Annotated in this window: 23 protein-coding genes; 7 read left to right on the top strand and 16 right to left on the bottom strand. The window is 64.5% G+C overall.

All coding sequences use genetic code 11. From position 1 onward, the window contains the following. Positions 1-55: 55 nt before the first annotated feature. From AAEO60_RS13045 to AAEO60_RS13030, 4 genes are all read right to left on the bottom strand, one after another. Positions 56-1,903: a DUF885 domain-containing protein gene (locus tag AAEO60_RS13045; protein WP_341674145.1), complete on the bottom strand. Its 1,848-nt coding sequence runs from the start codon at positions 1,901-1,903 to the stop codon at positions 56-58. A gap of 119 nt (positions 1,904-2,022) precedes the next feature. Beyond that, positions 2,023-3,672, bottom strand: a complete 1,650-nt coding sequence (gene groL, locus AAEO60_RS13040; RefSeq protein ID WP_341674144.1) for a chaperonin GroEL — start codon at positions 3,670-3,672, stop codon at positions 2,023-2,025. 116 nt (positions 3,673-3,788) lie between these two features. Beyond that, complete coding sequence (gene groES, locus AAEO60_RS13035; RefSeq protein ID WP_341674143.1) at positions 3,789-4,076, bottom strand: co-chaperone GroES; 288 nt, start codon at positions 4,074-4,076, stop codon at positions 3,789-3,791. 117 nt (positions 4,077-4,193) lie between these two features. Next, on the bottom strand, positions 4,194-5,591 hold the full coding sequence (locus tag AAEO60_RS13030; RefSeq protein ID WP_341674142.1) for an MATE family efflux transporter: 1,398 nt from the start codon (positions 5,589-5,591) through the stop codon (positions 4,194-4,196). A gap of 196 nt (positions 5,592-5,787) precedes the next feature. Here AAEO60_RS13030 and AAEO60_RS13025 point away from each other — a divergent pair, with 196 nt between their 5' ends. Continuing rightward, positions 5,788-6,342, top strand: coding sequence for a c-type cytochrome (locus tag AAEO60_RS13025; protein ID WP_341674141.1), 555 nt, complete (start codon positions 5,788-5,790; stop codon positions 6,340-6,342). A 120-nt stretch (positions 6,343-6,462) separates the two neighbouring features. On the opposite strand, the gene AAEO60_RS13020 is transcribed toward AAEO60_RS13025, so the two are convergent. The 3 genes from AAEO60_RS13020 to rplJ form a co-directional block, all read right to left on the bottom strand. Continuing rightward, positions 6,463-6,882, bottom strand: a complete 420-nt coding sequence (locus AAEO60_RS13020; RefSeq protein ID WP_341674140.1) for an MOSC domain-containing protein — start codon at positions 6,880-6,882, stop codon at positions 6,463-6,465. Positions 6,883-6,996: 114 nt separating this feature from the next. After that, on the bottom strand, positions 6,997-7,374 hold the full coding sequence (gene rplL / locus AAEO60_RS13015; RefSeq protein ID WP_341674139.1) for a 50S ribosomal protein L7/L12: 378 nt from the start codon (positions 7,372-7,374) through the stop codon (positions 6,997-6,999). Positions 7,375-7,443: 69 nt separating this feature from the next. Continuing rightward, positions 7,444-7,959 (bottom strand): 50S ribosomal protein L10, encoded by a 516-nt coding sequence (rplJ, locus tag AAEO60_RS13010; RefSeq protein ID WP_341674138.1) that lies wholly within the window; start codon positions 7,957-7,959, stop codon positions 7,444-7,446. Positions 7,960-8,312: 353 nt separating this feature from the next. On the opposite strand from rplJ, the gene AAEO60_RS13005 reads away from it, so the two are divergent. Beyond that, positions 8,313-8,822 (top strand): hypothetical protein, encoded by a 510-nt coding sequence (locus tag AAEO60_RS13005; protein WP_341674137.1) that lies wholly within the window; start codon positions 8,313-8,315, stop codon positions 8,820-8,822. Positions 8,823-8,865: 43 nt separating this feature from the next. Here the strand turns inward: AAEO60_RS13005 and AAEO60_RS13000 are convergent, their stop codons facing one another. Beyond that, positions 8,866-9,378 carry a MarR family winged helix-turn-helix transcriptional regulator gene (locus tag AAEO60_RS13000; protein ID WP_341674136.1) on the bottom strand — a complete coding sequence of 171 codons (513 nt, stop codon included), beginning with the start codon at positions 9,376-9,378 and terminating at the stop codon, positions 8,866-8,868. 60 nt (positions 9,379-9,438) lie between these two features. Here AAEO60_RS13000 and AAEO60_RS12995 point away from each other — a divergent pair, with 60 nt between their 5' ends. After that, the gene (locus AAEO60_RS12995; protein WP_341674135.1) at positions 9,439-10,563 is read left to right on the top strand and encodes a dipeptidase; all 1,125 of its coding nucleotides are present in this window, start codon (positions 9,439-9,441) and stop codon (positions 10,561-10,563) included. 39 nt (positions 10,564-10,602) lie between these two features. Here AAEO60_RS12995 and AAEO60_RS12990 read toward each other — a convergent pair whose 3' ends face one another. The 3 genes from AAEO60_RS12990 to AAEO60_RS12980 all read right to left on the bottom strand — a co-directional run bounded on the left by AAEO60_RS12990 (position 10,603) and on the right by AAEO60_RS12980 (position 12,320). Beyond that, complete coding sequence (locus AAEO60_RS12990) at positions 10,603-11,076, bottom strand: nuclear transport factor 2 family protein (RefSeq protein ID WP_341674134.1); 474 nt, start codon at positions 11,074-11,076, stop codon at positions 10,603-10,605. Beyond that, the gene (locus tag AAEO60_RS12985; protein ID WP_341674133.1) at positions 11,076-11,705 is read right to left on the bottom strand and encodes a pyridoxamine 5'-phosphate oxidase family protein; all 630 of its coding nucleotides are present in this window, start codon (positions 11,703-11,705) and stop codon (positions 11,076-11,078) included. The genes AAEO60_RS12990 and AAEO60_RS12985 overlap by 1 nt, the downstream gene beginning before the upstream one ends. Positions 11,706-11,774: 69 nt before the next feature. After that, complete coding sequence (locus AAEO60_RS12980; protein ID WP_341674132.1) at positions 11,775-12,320, bottom strand: carboxymuconolactone decarboxylase family protein; 546 nt, start codon at positions 12,318-12,320, stop codon at positions 11,775-11,777. Between the two features lie 117 nt (positions 12,321-12,437). Between AAEO60_RS12980 and AAEO60_RS12975 the strand changes: the two genes are divergently transcribed. Continuing rightward, positions 12,438-13,346, top strand: a complete 909-nt coding sequence (locus AAEO60_RS12975; protein WP_341674131.1) for a LysR substrate-binding domain-containing protein — start codon at positions 12,438-12,440, stop codon at positions 13,344-13,346. Between the two features lie 60 nt (positions 13,347-13,406). Here AAEO60_RS12975 and AAEO60_RS12970 read toward each other — a convergent pair whose 3' ends face one another. From AAEO60_RS12970 to AAEO60_RS12955, 4 genes are all read right to left on the bottom strand, one after another. Continuing rightward, positions 13,407-13,643, bottom strand: coding sequence for a helix-turn-helix domain-containing protein (locus tag AAEO60_RS12970; protein ID WP_341674130.1), 237 nt, complete (start codon positions 13,641-13,643; stop codon positions 13,407-13,409). Beyond that, positions 13,643-14,200 carry a DUF2975 domain-containing protein gene (locus AAEO60_RS12965; protein ID WP_341674129.1) on the bottom strand — a complete coding sequence of 186 codons (558 nt, stop codon included), beginning with the start codon at positions 14,198-14,200 and terminating at the stop codon, positions 13,643-13,645. The genes AAEO60_RS12970 and AAEO60_RS12965 overlap by 1 nt, the downstream gene beginning before the upstream one ends. Positions 14,201-14,223: 23 nt before the next feature. Then, positions 14,224-14,358, bottom strand: a complete 135-nt coding sequence (locus AAEO60_RS12960) for a hypothetical protein (protein ID WP_341674128.1) — start codon at positions 14,356-14,358, stop codon at positions 14,224-14,226. Between the two features lie 313 nt (positions 14,359-14,671). Then, positions 14,672-16,111: a S41 family peptidase gene (locus tag AAEO60_RS12955; protein WP_341674690.1), complete on the bottom strand. Its 1,440-nt coding sequence runs from the start codon at positions 16,109-16,111 to the stop codon at positions 14,672-14,674. A gap of 121 nt (positions 16,112-16,232) precedes the next feature. On the opposite strand from AAEO60_RS12955, the gene AAEO60_RS12950 reads away from it, so the two are divergent. Beyond that, positions 16,233-16,637 (top strand): hypothetical protein, encoded by a 405-nt coding sequence (locus tag AAEO60_RS12950; RefSeq protein ID WP_341674127.1) that lies wholly within the window; start codon positions 16,233-16,235, stop codon positions 16,635-16,637. 44 nt (positions 16,638-16,681) lie between these two features. Here the strand turns inward: AAEO60_RS12950 and AAEO60_RS12945 are convergent, their stop codons facing one another. Then, positions 16,682-17,437, bottom strand: a complete 756-nt coding sequence (locus tag AAEO60_RS12945) for an HAD family acid phosphatase (protein WP_341674126.1) — start codon at positions 17,435-17,437, stop codon at positions 16,682-16,684. 437 nt (positions 17,438-17,874) lie between these two features. Between AAEO60_RS12945 and rpoB the strand changes: the two genes are divergently transcribed. Further along, complete coding sequence (rpoB, locus tag AAEO60_RS12940) at positions 17,875-22,071, top strand: DNA-directed RNA polymerase subunit beta (protein ID WP_341674125.1); 4,197 nt, start codon at positions 17,875-17,877, stop codon at positions 22,069-22,071. A 71-nt stretch (positions 22,072-22,142) separates the two neighbouring features. Next, positions 22,143-26,441, top strand: coding sequence for a DNA-directed RNA polymerase subunit beta' (gene rpoC / locus AAEO60_RS12935; protein WP_341674124.1), 4,299 nt, complete (start codon positions 22,143-22,145; stop codon positions 26,439-26,441). The last annotated feature ends 48 nt before the right edge of the window (positions 26,442-26,489 follow it).

Below are 26,489 nucleotides of genomic sequence, written 5' to 3'. Positions count from 1 at the left end.
AGGCAAACGGGCCGGAGGATCGCTCCCCCGGCCCATACTTGCGACAGCGCGCCGATCAGGCTTCGCGCTGGCTTTCGATCCACAGTGCCACGCGCCGTTCCAGGATCGACAGCGGCAGCGAACCGCCGTTCAATACGGTGTCGTGGAAGCCGCGGATGTCGAAGGCATCGCCCAGTTCTTCCTCGGCCTGCGCACGCAGCTGCTGGATGCGGATCTGGCCGATCTTGTAGCTGGTCGCCTGGCCCGGCAGGACGAAGTAGCGCTGCACTTCGCTGCGGGCCGTGGTTTCCGGGTTGGAGGAGTTTTCGAGGCAGTAGGCAACGGCCTCGTCCTCGGTCCAGCCCTTGGAGTGGATGCCGGTGTCGACCACCAGGCGGATGGCGCGCCACATCTCACTCTGCAGCATGCCGAAGCGGGAATAGGGGTCTTCATAGCCGCCCATCTCGCCAGCCAGCGATTCCGCGTAGAGCGCCCAGCCTTCGACATAGGCGGTCTGGAACGAGCCCTGCGTGCGGAAACGCGGCAGGCCTTCGATTTCCTGCGAGATCGAGATCTGCATGTGATGGCCCGGATTGCCCTCGTGATAGGCGATGGCTTCCAGCTGCGGGATCGGCATGGCCGTCATGTCCGACAGGTGGGCATAGTAGACGCCGGGGCGCGAACCGTCGGGCGTGCCGGGGCGATAGTGCTGGGCGGCGCCGTCCTGTTCGCGGAAGGCTTCCACCCGGCGCACTTCCAGCGCCGCCTGCGGCAGGGTGCCGAAGTAATCGGGTAGCTGCGCGGTGATGTTGTCGATCACCTCGGTAGCGCGGTCGATGTACATCTGCGCACCGGCTTCGTTGTCGGGATAGAAGAACTGCGGGTCATCGCGGGTATAGGCGAAGAATTCCTGCATGGTGCCTTCGAAACCGACTTCCTCCATCACCTCTTCGATCTCGCCGCGGATGCGGGCGACTTCGGCCAGGCCCAGCTCGTGGATCTCGTCCGCCGACATGTCGGTGGTGGTCATGCCGCGCAGGGCATAGGTGTAATAGTCGCCGCCGTTGGTGAGGGAAGAGACGCCCTGGGCGACCTCGGTGGTATTGGCGCGGTCTTCGGTGAACCAGTCGACCACGCGCTGGTAGGCGGGGGCCATGTCGTCAGTCAGCGCCACACGCGCTTGCTCGCGCAGTTCGTCAGCGCGTTCCTCGCTGATCGTGTCGGCTTCCACCAGGGCGGCGAGGCGTTCCTCGGTGCCGGTCCACAGCGCGGAGGGCTCACCATCGTCGAACGGCGCGCCGGTGATCAGGCCCTGCGATTCCGCGATTACCGCGTCATAGGCAAAGCGCGGCGGGCGGGTGCCCGCCTCGGCATTGTGCTGCGCGCGGACCAGCAGCTGGTCCATGGCCGTACCGATGCCGGAAATGCGGGAGATGAAGGCTTCCATGTCCTCCTCGCTTTCCACCGTGTGCTGGCCCAGCAGGAACGAGGGCAGGCCGGTGTGGGCGCCGGACATCTGGTCGAGGATATATTCGTTTTCGAGGTACTGCAGCCGCTCGGCCGAGCTTTCGGCGAGGAAGACGAGCACGTCGTAGGACTGCTTGCCCTCGTCCGTCAGCTCGTCGTAGTCGAAGTTGGCTTCCATGTCGGCGCGGGCCTGCTGCAGCCATGCGTCCTGTTCCTCGATGCCTTCGACGCTGAGGTCGTCGATCTTGTCGTAGTCGGTCTTGATGCCAAGGCTGGTCTGCGTGATCGGGCTGAAGGCGAGGTATTCGTCGAACTTCTCTTCGAACCAGGCATTCATGCACTCGGTTTGCGTCTGGTCGGCGCATTCGATGGTGGCCGTTTCGGGACCGGTGACGTCGCAGGCGGTCAGCGCAAGTGGGGCGGCAGCTGCCAGTAGCAGCGGGGCGAATCTTTTCACTGTGGTGGTTTCCCTCGTAACTTTTGGTCCCGCGCGGACCTTGGCAGGAATCGCACAAAAGAAAAGGGCCGGAGGATTGCTCCCCCGGCCCCGTTTCTCGTGTCGGATGACAGCAGGGCTTAGAAGCCCATGCCGCCCATACCGCCCATGCCGCCCATGTCGGGCATGCCGCCACCGGACGACTTGTCTTCCGGAATTTCCGAAATCGCAGCCTCGGTGGTGATCAGCAGGCCAGCGACCGAAGCGGCGTCCTGCAGGGCCGTGCGCACGACCTTGGTCGGGTCGACCACGCCGGCAGCCACGAGGTTCTCGTAGGTGTCGGTCGCAGCGTTGAAGCCCTGGCTTTCGTCGCCTTCGCGCAGCAGGTTGCCCGAAACCACGGCACCGTCATGACCGGCGTTGGTGGCAATCTGCCGGATCGGCGCGAGGATCGCCTGGCGCACGATTTCGACACCGCGGGTCTGGTCGTGGTTCTCACCGGAGACGCCTTCCAGCGCCTTGGTGGCGTAAAGGAGGGCAGTACCACCGCCCGGGACAATGCCTTCTTCGACGGCTGCGCGCGTGGCGTGCAGGGCGTCGTCGACGCGGTCCTTGCGTTCCTTCACTTCGACTTCCGAAGCACCGCCGACCTTGATCACGGCAACACCGCCGGCCAGCTTGGCCAGGCGTTCCTGCAGCTTTTCACGGTCGTAGTCCGAGGTGGTCGTTTCGATCTGGGCACGGATCTGTTCGACGCGGGCCTTGATCGCATCGGCATCACCGGCGCCATCGACGATGGTGGTGTTGTCCTTGTCGATGGTGACCTTCTTGGCTTCACCCAGCATCGACAGGCCGACGTTCTCGAGCTTGATGCCGAGATCTTCGGAGATCATCTCGCCATTGGTCAGGATCGAGATGTCCTGCAGCATGGCCTTGCGGCGATCACCGAAGCCCGGTGCCTTCACGGCAGCGATCTTCAGGCCACCGCGCAGCTTGTTGACCACGAGGGTGGCCAGGGCTTCGCCTTCGATATCTTCGGCGATGATCAGCAGCGGACGACCGGCCTGCACCACGGCTTCGAGCACCGGCAGCATCGACTGCAGGTTTGACAGCTTCTTTTCGTGGATCAGGATGTAGGGATCGTCGAGTTCGACGGTCATCTTTTCCGGGTTGGTCACGAAGTAGGGCGACAGGTAGCCGCGGTCGAACTGCATGCCTTCGACGACATCGAGTTCGAATTCGAGGCCCTTGGCCTCTTCCACGGTGATCACGCCTTCCTTGCCGACCCGGTCCATGGCTTCGGCGATCTTCTCGCCGACTTCACGGTCGCCGTTGGCGGAGATGATGCCGACCTGGGCGATCTCGTCGTTGCCCGACACGTCCTTCGAACGGGCCTGCAGGTCTGCGACAACCTTGGTCACGGCGAGGTCGATGCCGCGCTTCAGGTCCATCGGGTTCATGCCGGCAGCGACGGCGGTCATGCCTTCACGCACGATGGCCTGGGCCAGCACGGTGGCAGTGGTAGTGCCGTCACCGGCAGCGTCGTTGGCCTTCGAAGCCACTTCGCGAAGCATCTGCGCGCCCATGTTCTCGAACTTGTCCTTCAGTTCGATATCCTTGGCGACAGTTACGCCGTCCTTGGTGATCCGGGGAGCGCCGAAGCTCTTGTCGAGCACGACATTGCGGCCCTTGGGGCCCAGCGTGACCTTTACGGCGTTGGCGAGCGTATCGACGCCCTTCAGGATGCGTTCGCGCGCATCACGGCCGAACTTTACGTCCTTGGCAGCCATTGTTGTTTCTCCTGTTCGTCATCCCGGACTTGATCCGGGATCGTTGGGTTCTTGGTAGGAAGCGGTGACCGGGTGGTCAGTGGCCCCGGATCAGGTCCGGGGCGACGCAGGCTGGATCAGCCCAGCACACCCATGATGTCGCTTTCCTTCATGATCAGCAGGTCTTCGCCATCGAGCTTGACCTCGGTGCCCGACCACTTGCCGAACAGCACGCGATCGCCAGCCTTGACGTCGAGCGGGGTGACGGTGCCATCTTCGGCCTTGGAGCCGTTGCCAACAGCGACGACTTCGCCTTCGCTGGGCTTTTCCTTGGCGCTATCGGGGATGATGATGCCGCCGGCCGTTTTTTCCTCGGCCTCGATGCGGCGGACCAGTACACGGTCGTGCAGCGGACGGAATGCCATTATATGACCTCTTCCTGTAGAGTTGTTGTTGCGATTGGCACTCTCCGGTCGAGAGTGCCAGCGCCGCGCAAATGGGGTTCAGCCGAGGCAGAGTCAATGGGGCCGGCAGCAGATTTTTCAGCCGTTGGGTGTCGTCAGGCCCAGTGTTTCGCGGCGATACCAGCGCCACAGCAGCAGCACGGCTGCGAATGTCAGGCCGGTCGCCAGCCCGATCCAGACGCCGGTTCCTTCCAGTGAAGTCATGAGGCCCAGTCCGGCAGCGAGGCCGAAGCCGGGCACCCAGTAGGAGAACACCGCGATCCACATCGGCACGCGCGTATCCTTCAAGCCGCGTAGCGCACCCGCCGCCACGGCCTGCACGCCGTCCGACAGCTGGAAGGCTGCGGCAATGGCAAGGAAGCCGACGGCGACCTCGAGCAGTGCGTCGTTGGCGGGGTTCGCCGTGTCGATGTAGAGCGCCAGCAAGCCGTGCGGGACGAGCACCATGGCAAGCGCGGTTGCGGCCATGAAGCCGGTGCCCATGACAATCCCGGTCCACCCCGCGCGGCCCATGCCGACGGGGTCGCGCGCGCCAAGGAAGTAGCCCACGCGGATGGTCGCCGCCTGCCCGACGCCGAAGGGCACCTGGAAGGCGAAGGCGGCGAGGTTCAGTGCCACGGTATGCGCGGCCAGCTCCAGCCCGCCGATGCGGCCCATCAGGAATGCCGCCGCGCCGAACACGCCGGCTTCGGCCAGCACGGTAATGGCGATCGGCGTGCCGATCTTCACGATCTCGACAAAGCGCGGCCAGTCGGGCCGCCAGAAGTAGCCGAGGATATGGTAGCGGTGCAGCCGCGGATCGAGGCGGATGGCCAGCGCATACATCAGCAGGATCGCCACCGCGGTGATGAAGGTCGCCACGGCGGCACCCGGCAGGCCCATGGCAGGCGCGCCGAGCTCGCCGAAGATGAACATGTAGTTCCCCAGCGCGTTCACCCCGATCCCCAGCGCGGTGATCAGGGTGGCGAACAGCGGGCGCCCCAGCGTGGCGACGAAATTGCGCAGCACGCCGGCCATGATCATCAGCGGCGCGGACCACAGCAGGACGTTCATGTAGCTTGTGGCGAGCGCGGCGATGTGCGGCTCCTGCCCGGTCACCCGCATCAACGGGCCGAGCAGGGCGCAGACGCCCATGCCGAACACCGAAACGATCACCGACAGCCACAGCGCCATGCGCATCGAGCGGCGCACCGGTCGCAGCGCCGGTCCGCGCGCGCCGAGTTCGGCGGCCATGATCGGAGCCACCGCGCCGGTCAGGCTCTGCAGCGACCACAGGACGAGGCCGAACAGCGCCACCGCCAGCGCCGATGCCGCCAGCTCGTCAGGCCCCAGCCGCGCGATGAACATCACGTCGATGGCATAGGTCAGCATCTGCAGCAGGTTGGCGAGCGCCAGCGGTCCCGCGAGGCGGAGCGTTTCGTGCGTCTCGGCTTTCCAGCCGGGCGTGGGAGGGTGGGCTACGGGCCGCATGGTCATGACTGCCGGAAAAGCAGCCGGTCCGGATAGGCGCGCGCTGTTACCGGGGGAAGGCACATGCCGCGCCCGGTGCCGCTTTGCCGCGCTGGTGCGGCGCTGCGGCCACAAGGCGCGGGGACACTTGCCGATCAGGGTGGTTCACGCCTAAAGGGCTGCCTGAATATTTCTTCGGACACGGCCTTTTTGGAAAGACATCATGCGCATTACCCTTGCTCTCGCCACTTCGACTGCACTTGCCCTGGCGCTGACCGCCTGCGGAGCACCCACTGACGAGGAACTGGAAGAGGACGTGGCTTCGGTCGACGCCGAACAGCTGGCCGATTCGCGCGAGATCCACGAAGCCGTGGAGGAGGGCGACGAGGAAGAAGCGCTCGAGATCCTCGACGAGGAAGAGGAAGAAGCCGGGCCGGTACCGGCTGCCAGCGCCACGCCCAGCGCCGCTGCCACCGTGGCTGCAGCTCCGGCTACGCCGCCCGCATCCTTCACCACCTGCGGCGTGTGCCACAGCGTGGAGCCGGGCCAGAACGGTGTCGGCCCGACGCTGGCCGGTGTGGTCGGTCGCCGCGCCGGTGCGGTCGCCGGCGCCAATTACAGCCCAGCCATGCAGGGCGCGAACATCACCTGGACCGAGGCCAACCTGCGCCGTTACCTGGCCGACCCGAATGCCGTGGTCCCCGGCGGCCTGATGCCGGCCCCGGGCCTCGACCAGGCGGAAATCACGGCTGTGGTGAACTACCTCAAGACGCTCTAGACGGGTTCAAGCGGGTGGTGCGGTAAGACGGGCAATTGTACCGCCACCGTGTCGCCGCAGGCGACTTCTCCGTCCACGATTGCGATTGCCATGACTCCGGCGAGTCGCTCGATTGTGCCGTCACCGCGCTTGCGCGCCAGACGTGCGAGCAATCCGGGCCGAAACGCTTCGATTTGCTTCCAGGGGTTGCGCAATCCGGTGACCTTTTAGCTGTGCGGACTGGCCGATCCGAAGCACGGTCCCGGCGGGCAGGCCGAGCAGGTCGATCCCGCGTGTAGTCATGTTCTCGCCCAACTGTCCCGGTTCGACCTCGAACCCCTCTGACCTAAGCTCGTCCAGCAATTCGCTGTGTAGCAAGTGTACTTGCCGCAGGTTGGGCTGCGCCGGGTCAATCGCCACGCGAGAAAGGTGCTGCACCTTCTCGCCAGCGTGAGCGTCACCCTCGATGCCGATGCCGGCAATCACCAGCAGATTTTCGCTGCACTGCTTGGAAAAGTCGTGGGCACCCGAACCGGCGAGCGCGATGATCTTGCCGTTCATGCTGCAGCCTTGTGCCGCCCAGTGCCGTCTCGGCATGCAAAAAGGGCGGCACCTTGCGGTACCGCCCTCCTGTCCGCAGGCGCTTCAAGACACCCACGAAATTCGCATAAAGGCTTACTTTAGCTCGACGGTACCGCCGGCAGCTTCGATCTTGCCCTTGATTTCTTCGGCTTCAGCCTTGTTCACGCCTTCCTTGACGGCCTTGGGCGCGCCTTCGACGAGAGCCTTGGCTTCGGTCAGGCCCAGGCCGGTGATGGCGCGGACTTCCTTGATGACCTGAATCTTCTTGCCACCGTCGCCGGTCAGGACGACGTCGAATTCGTCCTTTTCTTCGGCTGCGGCTTCGCCAGCACCACCGCCGGCGGGGCCAGCAACAGCAACAGCAGCAGCGGCGCTAACGCCCCACTCTTCTTCCAGCGCCTTGGCCAGTTCGGCCGCTTCCATGACGGTCAGCGCCGACAGTTCTTCAACAAGTTTGGCAATATCAGCCATGATGTATCACTCCAATTTGGGCGGGACTTGTGTCCCATGATGTTTCGTCTCGAATGCGAGAACTGTCTCTTAGGCGGCGTCCTTGGCGGCATATGCGCCGAAGACACGGGCCAGCTTGGCTGCGGGGGCGTTGACGACCTGGGCAATCTTGGTTGCCGGGGCGTTGACGAGACCCACGATCTTGCCGCGCAGTTCGTCGAGGCTGGGCATCGAGGCCAGGGACCTGATACCAGCTTCGTCGAGCACCTGCGTGCCCATCGAGCCACCGACGATTTCCAGCTTGTCGTTCGACTTGGCGAAATCGACAGCAGCCTTGGCGGCTGCGACCGGGTCTTCCGACCAGGCCAGACCGACGGGACCGGAGAGATACTCTTCGATACCCGCGTAATCGGTGTCCTTCAGGGCGAGCTTGGCGAGACGGTTCTTCGCAACCTTGTAGGACGCACCTGCATCACGCATCTTGTTCCGCAGGTCGGTGGACTGGTCCACCGTCATGCCGAGGTTGCGGGTGACAACCACCACGCCGACCTCGTTGAACACAGCGTTGAGCTGGGCGACCGCTTCGGTTTTCTGCGAACGATCCATGCCGTACTCCTTCACTATGGCCGCGAACGCCTTTTGGGGCGGCCGCGACCGGCTCATGTTGCCACGCGGCTCATGCCACGTGGACGAGTCCGTTGATGGGGAAGGAGGTGCGTGACACATCACGCGGAAGGCAGGTGCACGAGGCGCCCTGCAAAAACTCTTTTCCCCGTCTAGGCTGGAAATTAAGACCGGCAAATTCCGGTCACCAACTGTCTCGGACGGATGACCGTTGCAAAACGGTCGGGCGGGCCACTAGCGCATATGCTGCGCGAGTCAAGTTGATATCCTCTGGTGCATGGCTTGGCAGGCGCCGCCTTTGCCTTATCGTGATGCCGTTCAGGGGGAGAGGGTTTATGGATCGCAACTTGCTGGTGGTGGTTGGGGCAGGCGTGCTGACCGCGCTGGTCGTGCCTTACGCAAATGCGCTGCTGGAAAACACCGTCGGCTTGTCGCTGTTCGGCATTTCGATTGTCCTGTTCGTGCCGATCGGGGCGATCATCTGCGGCTTCCTCGCGGTGTCCGGGTTCTACCTCACGGCCAGGCAGCAGGGGCTGGAGCGCCCCATGCCGGGCCTGCTGGCTGCGATCCTGGCGGTGCAGGTGCTGTCGCTCGTGCTGTTCTACTGGTTCTCCTATCGCGGGGCCTTCATCCCCGAGTACGACTTTGCCCCCTACCTGACCTTCGGCGAGTTCTTCGAGGCTTCGACCTTCGGCATGACCGTCTCCTCCTCGCGCTATGGCGGGACGGGGGAGGTCGGATCGGCCGGGGCAATCCTCGTTTTCCTGCGCACCGTCGGCTTCGTGCTTGCCGGCGTGGTCGCCTACAAGCAGTTGCCGGGCAGCGGCAGCTTCCTCGACGACTGAGACGCGGAACGACAACGGTCTTGAACCGGCGAGGCCGGAATGATCACCCGGCCTCGTGCCCTTCCGCCGTCTGGCCCGCGAGGTGGCGGTTTACGCGATCAGTGAGCGATTCTTCATCGAGCGCCTGCTCCAGCTGTCCCAGTGCTTCAAGCAGGCCATCCGCCTCCTCGCACAGTTCGCGTGACGCTTCTTCCATGGCCGCCCACAGCGGGGCGAATTGCCGGGTAAGTTGCTTGCCTGCCGGGGTCAGCGACAGCACCGACTTGCGGGCATCCTCCGGGTCAGGGGCAGAGGCGACATAGCCTTCGTTCTCCAGCGACTTGCGCGCCTGGCTGACCGATACGTGGCTGATGCCGAGGATGCCGGCAAGGCTGCCGACCGATATCTGCCCGTGGATCGTCAGCTGGTTGAGGATACCGAACCAGCGCTGCTCGAAACGCGTGCCGAATTGCCCGTAACAACGGCCGGCTTCGCGGTCGATGCGCTCGGATAGCCGCCGCAGCCGCGCGCCGATCGCGCCCTTGCCTGCCTGCAACGGATAGTCGGAATTTGTCATTGCCCCTGCCTATCAACTTGCATATGCGTAGGCACCTACATAAATGCAGGAGCGAGTAAAATGTTGACGCGAAGGATTGGTCGCCGCGGCTTTGTGCAGCTTGGCGGGTGCAGCGTACTCGGAGCCTGTGCAACCGTTCCCGGCATTGCGGAGGCGACGGCAGCGGAGCGTGCCGCGCGCCTCGTTTCCCGCAGCATGGTCATCAATGGCAACCTGTTGCCTGGCTTCCCCGACATTCCCGAGGACGCGGACTTTGCTGCCCAGGTTCGCGCTACCGGCCTGACAGCGGTCAAGTTCAGCCTTGCCGGACCGAATCCGACTTTCGCGGAGACCCAAGAATATATCGCCGGGATCGACGACGCGATCGTGGCGAATGCGCGGTACTTCACGAAGATCGGCAGCGCGCAAGACCTGCTCGTGGCAAAGCACAGCGAGCGTGTCGGTGTCATCTACGCTTTCGAGGCCACCACCATGCTGGAGGGCAATGTCGCGCGCATTGATGTGTTCCACCGGCTGGGCGTGCGGTCGATGCAGCTGTCCTACAACGGCGCGTCGCCCTTCGCAGCCGGCGTGAACATCGCGGACAGCGAAGGCGGGTTGACCGAGCTTGGTCGCGAAGCCGTCGATCGCATGAACACCCTGGGCGTAACCATCGACGCCAGCCATTCCAACGCGCGCTCGACCAGCGAGATAATCGCGGCATCGCAGCGACCCGTGATGATCTCGCACGCCGGTTGCGCTGCGGTCCATCCGCATCCGCGCAACCGGTCCGATGCCACCTTGCGGGCCATTGCCGATAGCGGCGGCCTGGTCGGGCTGTACGAACTGCCGTTCCTTACGCCAGGGTCCGCGCAGCAGGGGTTGGCGGACCTGATGCGTCACATCGAACATGCACTGAATGTTTGCGGCGAAGACGGTGTGGGCATCGGGTCGGACGGGCTGATGTTCGGTTTCGACACCAGCGAAGAAAGCCTGCAGCACTGGAACGCGAGTATCGAAGCCCGGCGCGAAGCCGGAGTCAGCGCGCCAGGCGAAGGCCCGCCGCCTTTCGTGACCGAACTCAATGGTCCGCACCGCATGGTTCGCCTGGCCGAAGAACTGCTGCGGCGCGGGCACCGCGAAAGCGTGGTTGAAAAGGTCCTTGGCAGGAATTTCCTGCGGGTGTTTGCGGAAACATGGGCCTGATGGTCGCACGGCTTTCGTGGCGGATGACAACCGCCTTGGCTAAAGGCTCATTTCCGACAGGCCCGGATGATCGTCCGGACGGCTGCCCAGGGGCCAGTGGAAGCGGCGATCGTGTTCCGGGATTGCCAGGTCGTTGATGCTGGCTACACGCCAGCGCATCAGGCCCTGTTCGTCGAACTCCCACAGCTCGTTACCGTAGGAGCGGTACCACTGGCCGGCCTCGTCGTGCCATTCGTAGGCGAAGCGCACGGCGATGCGGTTGTCGGTGTAGCTCCACAGCTCCTTGACCAGTCGGTAGTCCAGTTCCTTCGCCCATTTGTGGGTGAGGAAGTCGACGATCTGCCCGCGGCCCTGCAGGAACGCGCTACGATTCCGCCAGCGACTGTTCGACGTGTAGGCCAGCGCGACGCGCTCGGGATCGCGCGAGTTCCACGCGTCCTCGGCCATGCGCACCTTGCGCGCGGCGTGCTCGGCATCGGTGAAGGGCGGAAGCGGGGGGCGGGGCATTTCCATTATGGCTCTCCTTGTCGGGTGAGGCGGCTGCGCAGTTCGGTATTCTCGGCGGCGAGTTCGGCGATCCGGGCGTGCAGGGGCGCGACCGCCTCGGTCACCTCGGCCTCGCTGAAACGCGGGGTGATGTGCTGGGGACAGTTCCAGTCGAAGGCGAGCAGGTGCAGGCGGACCACGTGCTCTGCCTTGCCGCGGTAGACGGGGGCGAGCACCGTGGCAGCGAGATCCGGATCGGCGTCCAGCTCGACCAGTTCGGCACGGGCGAAGACCTTCAGTCGTGCGCGGCGCGGATAGTCGACCATGATCATCGAGACGCGCGGATCGGCCGCGACATTGCCCATGGTCAGGTACTGCCGGTTGCCGCGAAAATCGGCGAAGGCGAGCGTCGTATCGTCCACCAGCTTGACGAAGCCGGGCGGGCCGCCGCGGTGCTGCACGTAAGGCCAGCCGTCCTCGCTGACGCTGGCCATGTAGAAGCTGTCGCGCTCGGCAATGAACATGGCTTCCTTGCCGGTGAAGCGGTCGAATTCGCGACTGGTCTCGACGTTTCGCCAGTAGTCCGCGCTGCCCATCTTTGCCTGCATGGCATGGACGCTGGGCGTGCTGGCGATGTCGAGGAAGCCATAGGCCATGCGGGTAACTCCGGGCAAAAAGGGAAGCGGGCCGGCGCAGAGGGGACGGGCAGCGCCGGCCCGCCTGGCTCAGGCGGCCTGAGCCACGTCGACGACGGGGAAGTCGACGTCAGTCTGGGCAACTTCGTTGAGGAAGTTGGTGAACACGTTCTCGGCCACGAGGGCGACGATCTCGACCACCTGCGCGTCGCTGAAACCGGCGTTACGGACAGCGGCGAGGTCGGCATCGCTCACCTTGCCGCGTTCGGCGGTGACCTTGGCGGCGAAGCGCACGGCGGCGTCGGCCTTGGCGTCGGTCGAACCGCCGGCACGGTTGCGGGCGATTTCCTCGGGCGGCAGCTTGGCGAGGTTGGTGGCGAGGTAGGTGTGCGCGGCGAGGCAGTAACCGCAGCCGTTGACCTGGGCGACGGCGAGGGCGATCCGCTCACGCGTCTTGACGTCGAGCGCCTTGGTCAGCGCGCCGTTGGCACTGGTGTAGGCCTTCAGCGCGGCGGGGCTGTTGCCCAGCAGGCGGAACAGGTTGGGCACGCTGCCCAGCTGCTGGTTGACCGCGTCGAGCACGGGGCGCGAATCTGCCGGCGACATGTCGAGGGTGGGGATGGCGATGCGGGACATGGTGTTCTCCAGTTGGGGGGCGGACCGGTTTGTCCGTCTGGTAGCCATCTGGCCCCTTTCTGCGGGCAAGATAATCGTCTAAAGTTGAGACTGTCTGTTCCAATAAGCGGAAGAATGATGGACCGTCTCGAAGCCATGTCGGTGTTCCGGAGCGTCGTGGACGAAGGCAGTTTCACCGCTGCCGCCAAGGCCCTGCGCATGCCGCTCGCCTCGGTCAGCCGGAAGGTGAGCGAGCTGGAAAGCCACCTCGGCAGTCGCCTGCTCACCCGCTCCACCCGCAAGCTGGCCTTGACCGATGCCGGGATGGCCTACCTCACGGCGGCAAGGCGGATCCTCGAAGAGGTCGACCAGGCCGAGCGCGCGGCAGCTGGCGAATACCTCGTCCCGCGCGGCGAGCTGGTGGTGACCGCGCCGCTGATGTTCGGGCGGCTGCATGTGCTGCCGGTGGTCAACGACTTCCTGGCCTCCCACCCGGAGATCAACGTCCGCCTCGTCCTGTCCGACCGCAACCTGCACCTGATCGAGGACCAGGTGGACCTTGGCCTGCGCATCGGTGCCTTGCCCGACAGCGACCTGGTGGCGACGCGGCTGGGCTCCATGCGCACCGTCGTCTGTGCCACCCCGTCCTTGCTTGCGGCCCACGGCTGCCCACGCCATCCGCGCGAGCTGACCGGCATGCCCGCAGTCTGTTTCGACGTCGGCGTCTTGGCGGCCGGCTGGCGCTTCAACGATCCGCGGACGGACATGCCCTTCGAGGTACCCGTGACGCCGCGCCTGGCAGTCACCACCGCCAATGCCGCGGTGACGGCAGCGCTTGCCGGGACCGGCCTTGCGCGCCTGCTGGTTTACCAGGTGCACGAGGCGGTTGAGCAAGGTGCCTTGCGGCTGGTGCTGGAGGACTTCGAACTGGAGCCGGCCCCGGTCCACCTGATCCATGCCGGGCGTGAGCTGCTGCCGCTCAAGACCCGCGCCTTCCTCGACTATGCCGCCCCGCGGCTGCGCCGTTCGCTGGCGGCGCTGGGCTAGGACCGGGAACGCGCGAAGGGCCGGAGCGATGCCCCGGCCCTTCTCCTCCTCCCCGGAAGGTTATTCGGCTGCGTAGCCCAGCAGGTCTCCCGGCTGGCATTCCAGTTCGCGGCAGATCGCCTCGAGCGTGGAGAAGCGGATCGCCTTGGCCTTGCCAGTCTTGAGGATCGACAGGTTGGCGAGGGTAAGGCCGACGCGCTCCGCCAGTTCGGTCAGCGTCATGCGACGGGCGTGCAGCAGGTCGTCGAGTTTCACCACGATCTTGGTTCCTTCTTCGGCAGAGGTCTTGGGAGCCATCACACGGTTCCTTCCAGGTCTTCGCGCATGGCAGCGCCGTGGCGGAACACGCGGGCAAGGATGAACAGGATGATCACCAGCAGGATGCCGGACAGGTCCAGTCCGCCCTCGATGCTGAAGTGTACATCTTCCATTTCGTCGGCATAGCTGGCCAGCCAGGTGCCCAGCGCCATGGCGGGAAACATCAGCAACCGCACCCCCAGCATCAGCCAGCCCATCTGGTTCAGCCGGTCGGCATTGGCAGGCACGAAGGGATCGCCTTCGCCCACCGTGGCGATGATCCGCCGCAGTTTGCCGAAGAAGACAAACAATGAGGCGACGATTGCCAGGCCGATCAGCACCACGCCGACAGCGGCGAAGACGGGGAAGACGGCTTCGGGGTCACCCACATGCTCGGCATATTCGGCGATGATGGTGCCGCGCATCACCAGCAAGGCGCCGACCGCGATCACCAGGACGACGGAGGCAAGGGCCATTATGGACTGCAGGAAGATGGAGAGGACCTTGCCGGCGAGCAGCAGCAGGTCGTTGGGGCGGGCAGACGGGGGCATGGTCATGGGTCAGTCCTCGGTGGTCGGGATCAGGCCAGCGCCGGTGCGAGAGCGATGGCGGCGACGGGCGTATCGGCGGGCACCGACGTGATGGCGGAAAAGCTGGTAGCCATGACGATCAGGGCAAACACGGCGGCGAAGGCATTGTTGGCGAAACGGGTCATTTATCGATCTCCTTGGTGTGTCTTGTTGAAAATCGATATGGCCGCGCGCATTCTTATTGTCAATCAATAATATTGTAAAACGATATGCCGCTTATCGTTTTGCGGTGCAAGCTCCGAGTCGCAGCGTGACGATGGATGATGAAAAACAAGGGGTTGGTTGAGAAAGTACAAGCGAGGGAGGCATGGCTACATCTCCGCGCGGCGGCGGTTCGGCAGTCTGGCTGCGGACCGGGTCAAAAAGGCCTGCGGCGAAGCTAGGCGCGCGATTCGGCTGTAGGAAAGCGGCGAATCGGGCGGCCTGCCCGCTCCGGAGTCAGGTGCCGCGTGCCAGCGCCACCACCTGCATGACCGCGCGCCAGTGCCCGCGCACCGGATCCTCGGCGGGATAGACGTCGATCGCGATCTCCGGCGCAAGGCCCAGCTCTTCGTAGACCGTGCCGTCGGGCGCGGCGAAAACCTCGTTCGACAGTTCCACCAGCCAGCCGTTGGGCAGGCGCTTGGCCAGCGGCGTGGAATAGGCACCACGCGTCACCTGCCCCACCTGCGTCACGCGCGGGTTTTGCCGCAGGGCCAGCGTGGCGAGCTCGCCGCCGCTGACGGTCACGTCGCTGGTGAGTACGTAGACCGGCCCGGTGAAGCGCGGACCCTGGGCCGGTTCGATCCGGTGCGGGAAGGGCGCGAGGCCGGAGCCGCGCGCCTGCGTGGTGAAGCCGGTATAGGCCACGTCGGTGAAGCGTCCGGGCAGGGCCTTGGCCACCCGGTCCCAGCCGCCCCGGTTGTTCGACAGGTCGAGGATCACGGCTTCGACATCCTCTTCGGCAAAGGCGGTGAAGGCTTCGTCCATGATGCGGTTGAACTCGGCCATCTCGGCCTCGGCCCAGGCATCGCTGCCAAAGTCCTCGCGGTCGGTGAAGCCGCCCATCTGGAACACCTGCAAATAGCCGACGCTCTCGTCGGCCAGGCCCCAGATGATCCGGTCGCGGCCGGTGTGGTGTGCGCTGTCGCCAAGGCCGGCCACGGTTTGCTCGATCAGGCCCACCAGCCAGGCGGTCTCGCCGCCTTCGGCGCTGCGCATGCGCGGCAGGGTCTCGCCCTGTCCGTCCTGCACCCGGCGCCGCTCGCCATCGACTTCGCCGATCAGCTTGGTGTGGCTGTCCGACAGGCCTTCCATATAGGAAGCCAGCGCGTCCCACAGTTCCGCCTCGCTCATGTCGGGCCGCACTGCCGCCTCTACCCGCTGCGCCCGTTCGGCGTGGCCAGGCGGCCGCCGGTCGAAGAAGGCATAGTGGCGTTCGAACATGTCGAGGAAGGCATCGGCCACTGCGCGGGGATCGTCGGCGGGGCTCTCAGTGCAACCTTCGGGCAAGGCCTCCAGCCGGTCGAACACGACATTGGTATCGCCGCGCAGCAGCTGGAAGATCGCGCTGTCTTCGCCCGGCAGCATGCGGAAGAAGCGGTAGGAGACCGCGTCCATTTCGCTTTGCGCGCCGTCGCCGCGTGGCGGGGCATAGCAGCTGTCGCCGATCTCGAACCGGGTGACCCCGCTCTCTTCGATATGCAGCAGGCGGCCATAGCCGCGGCTTTGCCACACCCCGCGCACGGCGGGATCGGCGGGGCCGGCATCCGGCTGGACCTCCCGCAAGGGACCGGCCTCCAGCCAGGGCTGCGGCAAGGACGAGGTCGCCGGTGTGGCGACACAGGCGGACAAGGCGAGGGCGACGAGTGGCAGGGCAAGTCTGGGCGCGGCAATCATGTCGGCCACTTGGCCGCGACCGGCGCCCGGTGCAACCCTTCCGGAACGCCCCCTTGCCTATCGGTTGGCCATCGCCCAACATCTGCCCTTGCCGACCGCCTGCAAGCCAAGGGAGCCCAATGTGCAAATTACGAAGTCCCTCTTCGGACCTGCCGCCTGCATGGCGCTGCTCGCCTGCGCTGCCGAGCCCGAAGCGGACAGCGCCGCTGAGGTCCCGGCAGAGGCTCCTGCCGTTACGGCGGCCGATGGCGGCCCCTCGGCCGGACTCTACCATGCCATCGACGAGAACGGCGCGGTCCTGATCGAGGAGCTTCGCCCCGATGGCACCTACGCCTTCCGTGACGAGGACGGCACGGTGATCGAGGAAGGCACCTACGAACAGAAGTCCAGCGCCGAACTCTGCTTCACCGCCGCAGCCGAGGGCGCGCCGCAGATGTGCTATGCCGAAGAGGTCGGCGATGACGGCGTCTGGCGCTCAACCGACCCGGTGACGGGCGGGGTCTATGTGATCGAGCGGATCGAATAGCCGCACCGCCTGCCCGGCAGGTGCGGTCAGGCGGTTGGTACGGCTCAGTTCGCCGCTTCCACCATTTCGGGGAAAATGTCGCCGACATCGCCTTCCAACGCCCGCCCGTATGCGGTGTTGGGCAGGAGGAACCAGCCATTGCCCCAATTGCCGGCATAGGGTCCGGTCATCGCCGCCGCCCTCCGTGCCGGTACCGGCTCGACCGTGTTCAGTATCTGGGCAAAGTCGCCCAGCTGGTCGCCGGCCATGGCCACCACGCACCAGTCTTCGGCAATCGTCCAGCGGCGACCGTCCTTGTTGCCGCCCAGTTCGTCCATGCCGTTGAGGAAGTAGTTCTCGCCCATCACCGGGCGGTCGAGGCCGATCGAAACGAGGAACCCGGCCACCAGTTCGGCCATGTCGACCGTGCGGTTGGTGTTGTAGATCGCGGTGATTCCGGCTTGTTCCAGCCGCCTGATGGCCTCGACCGCACCCGGCGCGGCCCGCACCGGATGCTCGGCTGCCAGCGAACTGTTGCCGCCGGTGAACTGGTTGTAGCCCAAGCCGGTGTTGAGCGTGACCGTCTCGTCGACGTCGAAGACCACGGCCAGCGGCTTGTCACCGCAAGGCACGTAACTTGGCGCGTCCAGCGTGGCTTCGGGTGTCACGATGACGCTGAATTCCGGCCGATCGGCGGCCATGGCCAAGGCGTGGGTTTCCAGGCTGCGATAGGTGCCCAGGCTGACCGCTGCGGCTTCGCCCGAACCATAGAGGAACTGCAGGCCAACGAGCTGCCGCGACTCCGGCTCTTGTGCCTGCACGGTCGGCGCTTCCCCGACCGTTGCACATCCGGCCAACAAGCTGGCTGCGAACCCTGCAACGACTAGACTTCTCATTCCGCTTTCATCCTCCACCTCAAATGATTGGCGACGAGCATTGCACGTTTTCATGCCGCGGCGCTACCGGCGAGGGAAGATCGCGGCGTCGCCCCCATTGACCCGCACCCCTCCTCACCCTATATGCGCCCTCCGGCCGGAGAGCTTCGAGCAAGGTGCGCCTAACGCGGGGGCGCGTCCACGAACGGAAGTTCCGGCATCTGCGTGAGACAAATGAACCAAGGCTGCGAAGGCAGTGCCCGACAGGGTGCGCCCTCTTGCGGCCTTTCGTGCGTTTCACGTTTCCCCGCATGTGATCGACATTTCCGCACTGCCTTCCGCGAGGCCGTGCCCACACGCGAAGAAGAGGCCTCGGCTCTAATATGGCGAAGAAGTCTGTCCCGGCGACCACCGGAACCAAGTCCAAGCGCATCCGCAAGATTTTCGGCGACATCCACGAAGTGGTGGAAATGCCGAACCTGATCGAGGTGCAGCGCGAATCTTACGAGCAGTTCCTGCGTTCCGATCCCTCGATCGGCTACGTCTCGGGCCTCGAGAAGACCCTGCGCTCGGTGTTCCCGATCCGCGACTTCGCCGGCACGGCCGAACTCGACTTCGTCCACTACGAGCTGGAAGACCCCAAGTACGACACCACCGAGTGTCGCCAGCGCGGCATCACCTATGCTGCCCCGATGAAGGTCACCCTGCGCCTGATCGTCTTCGAAGTCGACCAGGAGACCGAGACCCGCTCCGTGCTCGATATCAAGGAGCAGGACGTCTACATGGGCGACATGCCGTTGATGACCGACAACGGCACCTTCCTTATCAACGGCACGGAGCGCGTGATCGTGTCGCAGATGCACCGTTCGCCGGGTGTGCTGTTCGACCATGACCGCGGCAAGACCCACTCCTCGGGCAAGTTCCTCTTCGCTGCCCGCGTGATTCCGTACCGTGGTTCGTGGCTGGATTTCGAATTCGACGCCAAGGACGTGGTCAACGTGCGTATCGACCGCAAGCGCAAGCTGCCGGTCACCGCGCTGCTCTTTGCCCTCGGCCTCGACAGCGAAGGCATCCTCGATCACTTCTACGACAAGGTCACCTGGAAGCGTGCGACCGGCAAGAAGGGCGCCGAGGATTCCGCGGGCTGGGAAATCCCGTTCGTCGCCGAAGCATGGCGCGGTGCCAAGCCCGCCTTCGCCCTGGTTGATGCCAAGACCGGCGAGGAAGTCTTCCCCGCTGGCCAGAAGGTGTCCCCGCGCGCTGCCAACAAGGCAGAGAAGGACGGCCTGAAGACCCTGCTGATCCCGACCGAGGAGATCTTCGGCCGCTATGCCTCGCAGGACCTGATCGACGAGAAGACCGGCCGCATCTACATCGAGGCGGGCGAGGAAGTCTCGCCGGAGAACCTCGAGAAGCTCGACGCCGCCGGCATCGACCAGCTCGACCTGCTCGACATCGACCACGTCACCACCGGTGCGTGGATCCGCAACACCCTGGACGTCGACAAGGCCGAAAACCGCGAGGAAGGCCTCGAGGCTATCTACAAGGTCATGCGTCCGGGCGAACCGCCGACCAAGGAAACCGCCGAAGCCCTGTTCGAAGGCCTGTTCTTCGACAGCGAACGCTACGACCTGTCGGCCGTGGGCCGCGTGAAGCTGAACATGCGCCTCGGCCTCGACGCCGAAGACACCGTCACCACCCTGCGCAAGGAAGACATCCTCGCCGTGGTCAAGGAACTTGTCGACCTGAAGGACGGCAAGGGCGACGTCGACGACATCGACAACCTCGGCAACCGTCGCGTGCGTTCGGTGGGCGAGCTGCTGGAAAACCAGTACCGCGTCGGCCTGCTGCGCATGGAACGCGCGGTGAAGGAACGCATGAGCTCGGTAGACGTGTCGACCGTGATGCCGAACGACCTGATCAACGCCAAGCCCGCCGTGGCTGCCGTGCGCGAGTTCTTCGGTTCGAGCCAGCTCTCGCAGTTCATGGACCAGACCAACCCGCTGTCGGAAGTCACCCACAAGCGCCGCGTTTCGGCACTTGGCCCGGGCGGCCTGACGCGTGAGCGTGCCGGCTTCGAAGTGCGCGACGTGCACCCGACGCACTATGGCCGCATCTGTCCGATTGAAACGCCGGAAGGCCCGAACATCGGCCTGATCAACTCGCTGTCGACCTTCGCCCGCGTGAACAAGTACGGCTTCATCGAGACGCCCTACCGCACCGTTAAGGACGGCAAGGTGTCGTCCGAGGTCAACTACCTCTCCGCCATGGAAGAGCAGAAGCACACCGTCGCCCAGGCCTCGGCCGAAATCGACAAGGACGGCAAGTTCGTGGAAGACCTCGTCTCGGCGCGCCAGAACGGCGAATTCGTGATGAGCCCGAACGAGAACGTCACCCTGATGGACGTCTCGCCCAAGCAGCTCGTCTCGGTCGCCGCATCGCTCATTCCGTTCCTGGAAAACGATGACGCCAACCGCGCCCTGATGGGCTCGAACATGCAGCGCCAGGCCGTGCCGCTGGTCAAGGCCGAAGCGCCTTGGGTCGGCACCGGCATGGAAGAAACCGTGGCGCGCGATTCGGGCGCCGCGATTGCCGCATCGCGTTCGGGCATCGTCGACCAGGTCGACGCCGGCCGTATCGTGATCCGTGCCTCGGGCGAGGTGGACACCACCAACCCCGGCGTGGACATCTACACGCTGCAGAAGTTCCAGCGTTCCAACCAGAACACCTGCGTGAACCAGCGTCCGCTGGTCAAGGTTGGCGAGACCGTGATGGAAGGCGATATCATCGCCGACGGTCCCTCCACCGACCTGGGTGAGTTGGCACTCGGCAAGAACGCGCTCGTCGCCTTCATGCCGTGGAACGGCTACAACTACGAGGATAGTATCCTCATCTCCGAGCGCATCGTGAAGGACGACGTCTTCACCTCGATCCACATCGAGGAATTCGAAGTCATGGCCCGCGACACCAAGCTCGGCCCGGAAGATATCACCCGCGACATTCCCAACGTCGGCGAGGAAGCCCTGCGCAACCTCGACGAGGCGGGCATCGTCTACATCGGTGCCGAAGTGCACCCGGGCGATATCCTGGCGGGCAAGATCACGCCCAAGGGCGAAAGCCCGATGACCCCGGAAGAAAAGCTGCTGCGCGCCATCTTCGGCGAAAAGGCCAGCGACGTGCGCGACACCTCGCTCCGCCTGCCGCCGGGCGTTGCCGGTACCGTGGTCGAAGTGCGCGTGTTCAACCGTCACGGCATCGAGATCGACGACCGTACCCGCGCCATCCAGAACGAGGAAATCGAACGCCTCAAGAAGGATAGCGAGGACGAGCGCAACATCCTCAACCGCGCCACCTACAACCGCCTGCGCGACATGCTGAGCGGCCAGACCGCTTCGGCAGCGCCCAAGGGCGTGAAGAAGGGCACCGTGATCGACGATGCGGTGCTCGACGAGGTCGACCGCCACGAGTGGTTCAAGTTCGCCGTCGCCGACGACAACATGCAGGCCCAGCTGGAAGCAGTGAAGGGCCAGTATGATGAAGCCGTGAAGGCCATCAAGGACAAGTACGAGGACCGCAAGGAGAAGCTCGAACGTGGCGACGAGCTCGCCCCGGGCGTGCTCAAGATGGTCAAGGTCTTCGTCGCGGTGAAGCGCAAGCTGCAGCCGGGCGACAAGATGGCCGGCCGCCACGGCAACAAGGGTGTGATTTCGCGCATCCTGCCGCAGGAAGACATGCCGTTCCTCGAGGACGGTACGCCGGTCGACATCGTGCTCAACCCGCTGGGCGTGCCTTCGCGCATGAACGTCGGGCAGATCTTCGAGACCCACCTCGGCTTCGCCGCGCGCGGTCTCGGCATGCAGATCGGCGAGCAGCTCGACGAATGGCGTGCAGCCAACCCGGACATCACGGCAGGCAAGCCGCCCGCCGCGCTGATCGACAAGCTGAAGGACGTCTACGGCGAGAACTACTACGAGGACATCGAAGGCCGCACCAACGAGGAACTGGCCGAGCTGGCCAGCAACCTTCGCCGCGGTGTGCCGATGGGCACCCCGGTGTTCGACGGTGCCCGCGAAGCCGACGTTACCGAAATGCTGCTGAAGGCCGGCTACGACAGCTCGGGCCAGTCGACGCTGTATGACGGCCGCAGCGGCGAGGCCTTCGACCGCAAGGTGACCGTGGGCATTATCTACATGCTCAAGCTGCACCACCTGGTCGACGACAAGATCCACGCCCGTTCGATCGGTCCCTACTCGCTCGTCACCCAGCAGCCGCTGGGCGGCAAGGCGCAGTTCGGTGGCCAGCGCTTCGGCGAAATGGAGGTCTGGGCACTGCAGGCATACGGCGCTGCCTATACCCTGCAGGAAATGCTGACGGTGAAGTCCGACGACGTGGTCGGTCGCACCAAGGTCTACGAAGCGATCGTCAAGGGCGACGACACCTTCGAGGCGGGCATTCCGGAGAGCTTCAACGTGCTCGTCAAGGAAATGCGCTCGCTGGGTCTCAACGTCGAACTGTCATCGTTCAACGATGGCGCCGAGGACGAAGACGGCGACGGTTTCACCCAGATCGCGGCTGAATGACAGGGGTCGGCGGCCTCCAGCAGGCCGCCTCCCCGCCAACCCCTGTTTATCCCCCCAAGGGAATGTGAAAAATGAACGAACTGACCAAATTCACCAACCAGCTCTCCAAGCCGGAAACCTTTGACCAGATCCAGATCGGCATTGCCTCGCCCGAGCGCATTCGCTCGTGGTCGTTCGGCGAGATCAAGAAGCCGGAAACCATCAACTACCGTACGTTCAAGCCCGAGCGTGACGGCCTGTTCTGCGCGCGCATCTTCGGCCCGGTGAAGGACTACGAGTGCCTGTGCGGCAAGTACAAGCGCATGAAGTACAAGGGCGTCGTCTGCGAAAAGTGCGGCGTCGAAGTGACTGTGACCAAGGTCCGCCGCGAGCGCATGGGCCACATCGAGCTGGCCGCGCCGGTCGCGCACATCTGGTTCCTCAAGTCGCTGCCCTCGCGCATCGGCCTGCTGCTCGACATGCAGCTCAAGCAGCTGGAGCGCGTGCTCTACTTCGAAAGCTACATCGTCACCGAGCCGGGCCTCACGCCGCTGGAGAAGTTCCAGCTGCTGACCGAGGACGAGCTGCTCGACGCGCAGGACGAGTACGGCGAAGACGCCTTCACCGCCGGCATCGGTGCCGAAGCGGTGAAGATCATGCTGATGGACCTCGACCTGGAACAGGAAAAGGCCGACCTGCTGGAAGAGCTGGAGACCACCAAGTCGACGCTCAAGCCCAAGAAGATCATCAAGCGCCTGAAGGTCGTCGAAAGCTTCATCGAATCGGGCAACCGCCCCGAATGGATGATCCTCGAAGTCGTGCCGGTCATTCCGCCCGAACTGCGCCCGCTGGTGCCGCTCGACGGTGGCCGCTTCGCGACCTCGGATCTCAACGATCTCTATCGCCGCGTCATCAACCGTAACAACCGCCTCAAGCGCCTGATGGAGCTGCGTGCGCCGGACATCATTGTCCGCAACGAAAAGCGCATGCTGCAGGAATCGGTCGATGCGCTGTTCGACAACGGTCGTCGTGGCCGCGTGATCACGGGTGCCAACAAGCGTCCGCTGAAGTCGCTGTCCGACATGCTCAAGGGCAAGCAGGGCCGCTTCCGCCAGAACCTGCTCGGCAAGCGCGTCGACTATTCGGGCCGTTCGGTCATCGTGACCGGTCCGGAACTCAAGCTGCACCAGTGCGGCCTGCCCAAGAAGATGGCGCTCGAGCTGTTCAAGCCGTTCATCTACGCCCGCCTCGATGCCAAGGGTCTGTCGATGACCCTGAAGCAGGCGAAGAAGTGGGTGGAGAAGGAACGCAAGGAAGTCTGGGACATCCTGGATGAAGTCATCCGCGAACACCCGGTCCTGCTGAACCGCGCTCCGACGCTGCACCGTCTTGGCATCCAGGCCTTCGAGCCCGTGCTGATCGAAGGCAAGGCCATCCAGCTGCACCCGCTCGTCTGCTCGGCCTTCAACGCCGACTTCGACGGTGACCAGATGGCTGTTCACGTCCCGCTGAGCCTCGAAGCCCAGCTGGAAGCGCGCGTGCTGATGATGTCGACCAACAACATCCTCTCGCCCGCCAACGGCAAGCCGATCATCGTGCCCTCGCAGGACATGGTGCTGGGTCTCTATTACCTGTCGATGGACCGCGAAGGCGAGCCGGGCGAAGGCAAGGTGCTTGGTGATATCAACGAAGTGCACCAGGCACTGCACGTCGGTGCCGTCACGCTGCACTCGAAGATCACCACCCGCGTTCCGCAGACGGACGAGAAGGGCAACCAGTTCATGGCGCGCGTCGATACGACGCCGGGCCGCATGCTGATCGCCGAATGCCTGCCGAAGAGCCACAAGGTGCCCTTCGCCGTGGTCAACCGCCTGCTGACCAAGAAGGACATCGGCGACGTGATCGACGAGGTCTATCGTCACACCGGCCAGAAGGACACGGTGCTGTTTGCCGATGCCATCATGAGCCTCGGCTTCCGTCACGCGTTCAAGGCCGGTATTTCGTTTGGCAAGGACGACATGATCATCCCCGACAGCAAGGTCGGCATGATCGAGGAAACCAAGACGCTGGTTGCCGATTACGAGCAGCAGTACCAGGACGGCTTCATCACCCAGCAGGAAAAGTACAACAAGGTGATCGACGCCTGGAGCCGTTGCGGCGACCAGGTGGCGGCGGCCATGATGGAAGAGATCAAGGCCACGCCGAAGGACGAGAACGGCCGCGAGGCGCAGATCAACTCGATCTACATGATGAGCCACTCGGGCGCGCGTGGTAGCCCCGCGCAGATGAAGCAGCTTGCCGGTATGCGTGGCCTGATGGCCAAGCCGTCGGGCGAGATCATCGAAACCCCGATCATCTCGAACTTCAAGGAAGGCCTGACCGTCCTTGAATACTTCAACTCGACCCACGGCGCCCGCAAGGGCCTCGCGGACACCGCGCTCAAGACCGCCAACTCGGGTTACCTGACCCGCCGCCTGGTCGACGTGTCGCAGGACTGCGTGATCGTCGAGGACGACTGCAAGACCGACAATGCGCTGGAGATGCGCGCCATCGTCCAGGGCGGCAGCGTGATTGCTTCGCTCGGCGAACGTATCCTGGGCCGCACCGTGGCCGAGGACATCGTGAACGTCGCCACCGACGAAGTGATCGTAAAGGCTGGCCAGATGGTCGACGAACCGATGGCCAAGGCCATCGAGGACGCCGAAGTGCAGCAGGCGAAGATCCGCTCGCCGCTGGTCTGTGAAGCCGAACAGGGCGTTTGCGCGACCTGCTACGGCCGTGACCTGGCGCGTGGTACGCCGGTGAACATCGGTGAAGCTGTCGGCGTGATCGCCGCGCAGTCCATCGGTGAACCGGGTACGCAGCTTACCATGCGTACCTTCCACATCGGCGGTGCGGCGCAGATCAACGAAACCAGCCACCTGGAAGCCATTTCCGACGGCAAGATCGTTTACCGCGACATGCCCACCATCAAGGACAAGAAGGGCCGCCGCCTGTCGCTGGCCCGTTCGGGCGAGATGGTCGTGGTCGACGCGGAGGGCCGCGAGCGTGCGATCCACCGCGTGCCTTACGGTACCGTGCTCATGTTCGAGGACGGCGCCAAGGTGAAGGAAGGCGATCGACTGGCTGAATGGGACCCGTTCACCTTGCCGATCATCACCGAACAGGCCGGCGTGGTTCGCTACCAGGACCTGATCGAAGGCAAGACGCTGGAAGAGCGCGTGGACGATGCCACCGGTATCGCCCAGCGCGTGGTCACCGAGTATCGCGCCACCGGTCGCTCCAAGAAGGAAGACCTGCGTCCGCGCCTGACCTTCCTTGGCGAGGACGATCTCAAGGCCAAGGGCAAGAAGGGCGAGGAAACCGAAGCCCAGCGTTACATGCTGGCTCCGGGTACCACGCTTTCGGTCGAGGACGGCCAGGAAGTGCAGGCGGGTGACATCCTTGCCCGTGCTTCGCGTGAAGCCGCCAAGACGCGCGACATCACCGGCGGTCTGCCGCGTGTTGCCGAGCTGTTCGAGGCCCGCGTGCCGAAGGACGCCGCCGTGATCGCCAAGATCTCGGGCCGGATGGAATTCATCCGTGACTACAAGGCCAAGCGCAAGATCGCGATCGTTCCGGAAGAGGGCGATCCGGTCGAGTACCTGGTGCCGAAGACCAAGGTCATCGACGTCCAGGAAGGCGACTTCGTGAAGAAGGGCGACACCCTGATTTCCGGTTCGCCCAACCCGCACGACATCCTTGAAGTCATGGGCGTGGAAGCTCTGGCAGAGTTCCTCTGCACCGAGATCCAGGAAGTCTACCGGCTGCAGGGCGTGAAGATCAACGACAAGCACATCGAGGTGATCGTTCGCCAGATGCTGCAGAAGGTCGAGATCACCGACGGCGGCGACACCACGCTGCTGCCGGGCGAACAGGTGGACTTCGAGGAAATGAACGAGGTCAACTCCAAGCTGACCAAGTCCAAGAAGCCGGCCGTCGGCACGCCGATCCTGCTGGGCATCACCAAGGCCAGCCTGCAGACGCGTTCGTTCATCTCTGCCGCTTCGTTCCAGGAAACCACGCGCGTGCTCACGCAGGCCGCGGTCGAAGGCAAGAAGGACACGCTGATCGGTCTCAAGGAGAACGTGATCGTGGGCCGCCTCATCCCCGCCGGTACCGGTGCGGGCATGAACCGCCTGCGCGTCACCGCCTCGTCGCGCGACGCCGCGCTGCGGGCCCAGTACAAGAAGATGCAGGACGCTCTCGAAGCTGCGAAGGAGGAAGAGGTTCCGGTCGACGCCCCGCCCAGCGAAGAAGCCATGGCTGCAGCCATGGGCGGTTCGGCAGGCGGCGAAGCTGCCCCGGCAGAAGCCGCCGAACCGGCAGCGGAAGAGGGCACCGAGGACTGATCCTCCACTCCCTACTGCAAACAGACAAGGGCCCCGGCGGAGCGATCT

The sequence above is a fragment of the Aurantiacibacter gilvus genome, assembly GCF_038289935.1.
In the GTDB taxonomy this organism is placed as follows: Bacteria; Pseudomonadota; Alphaproteobacteria; order Sphingomonadales; family Sphingomonadaceae; genus Alteraurantiacibacter; species Alteraurantiacibacter gilvus.
This window is presented reverse-complemented; position numbering and strand designations above follow the sequence as displayed.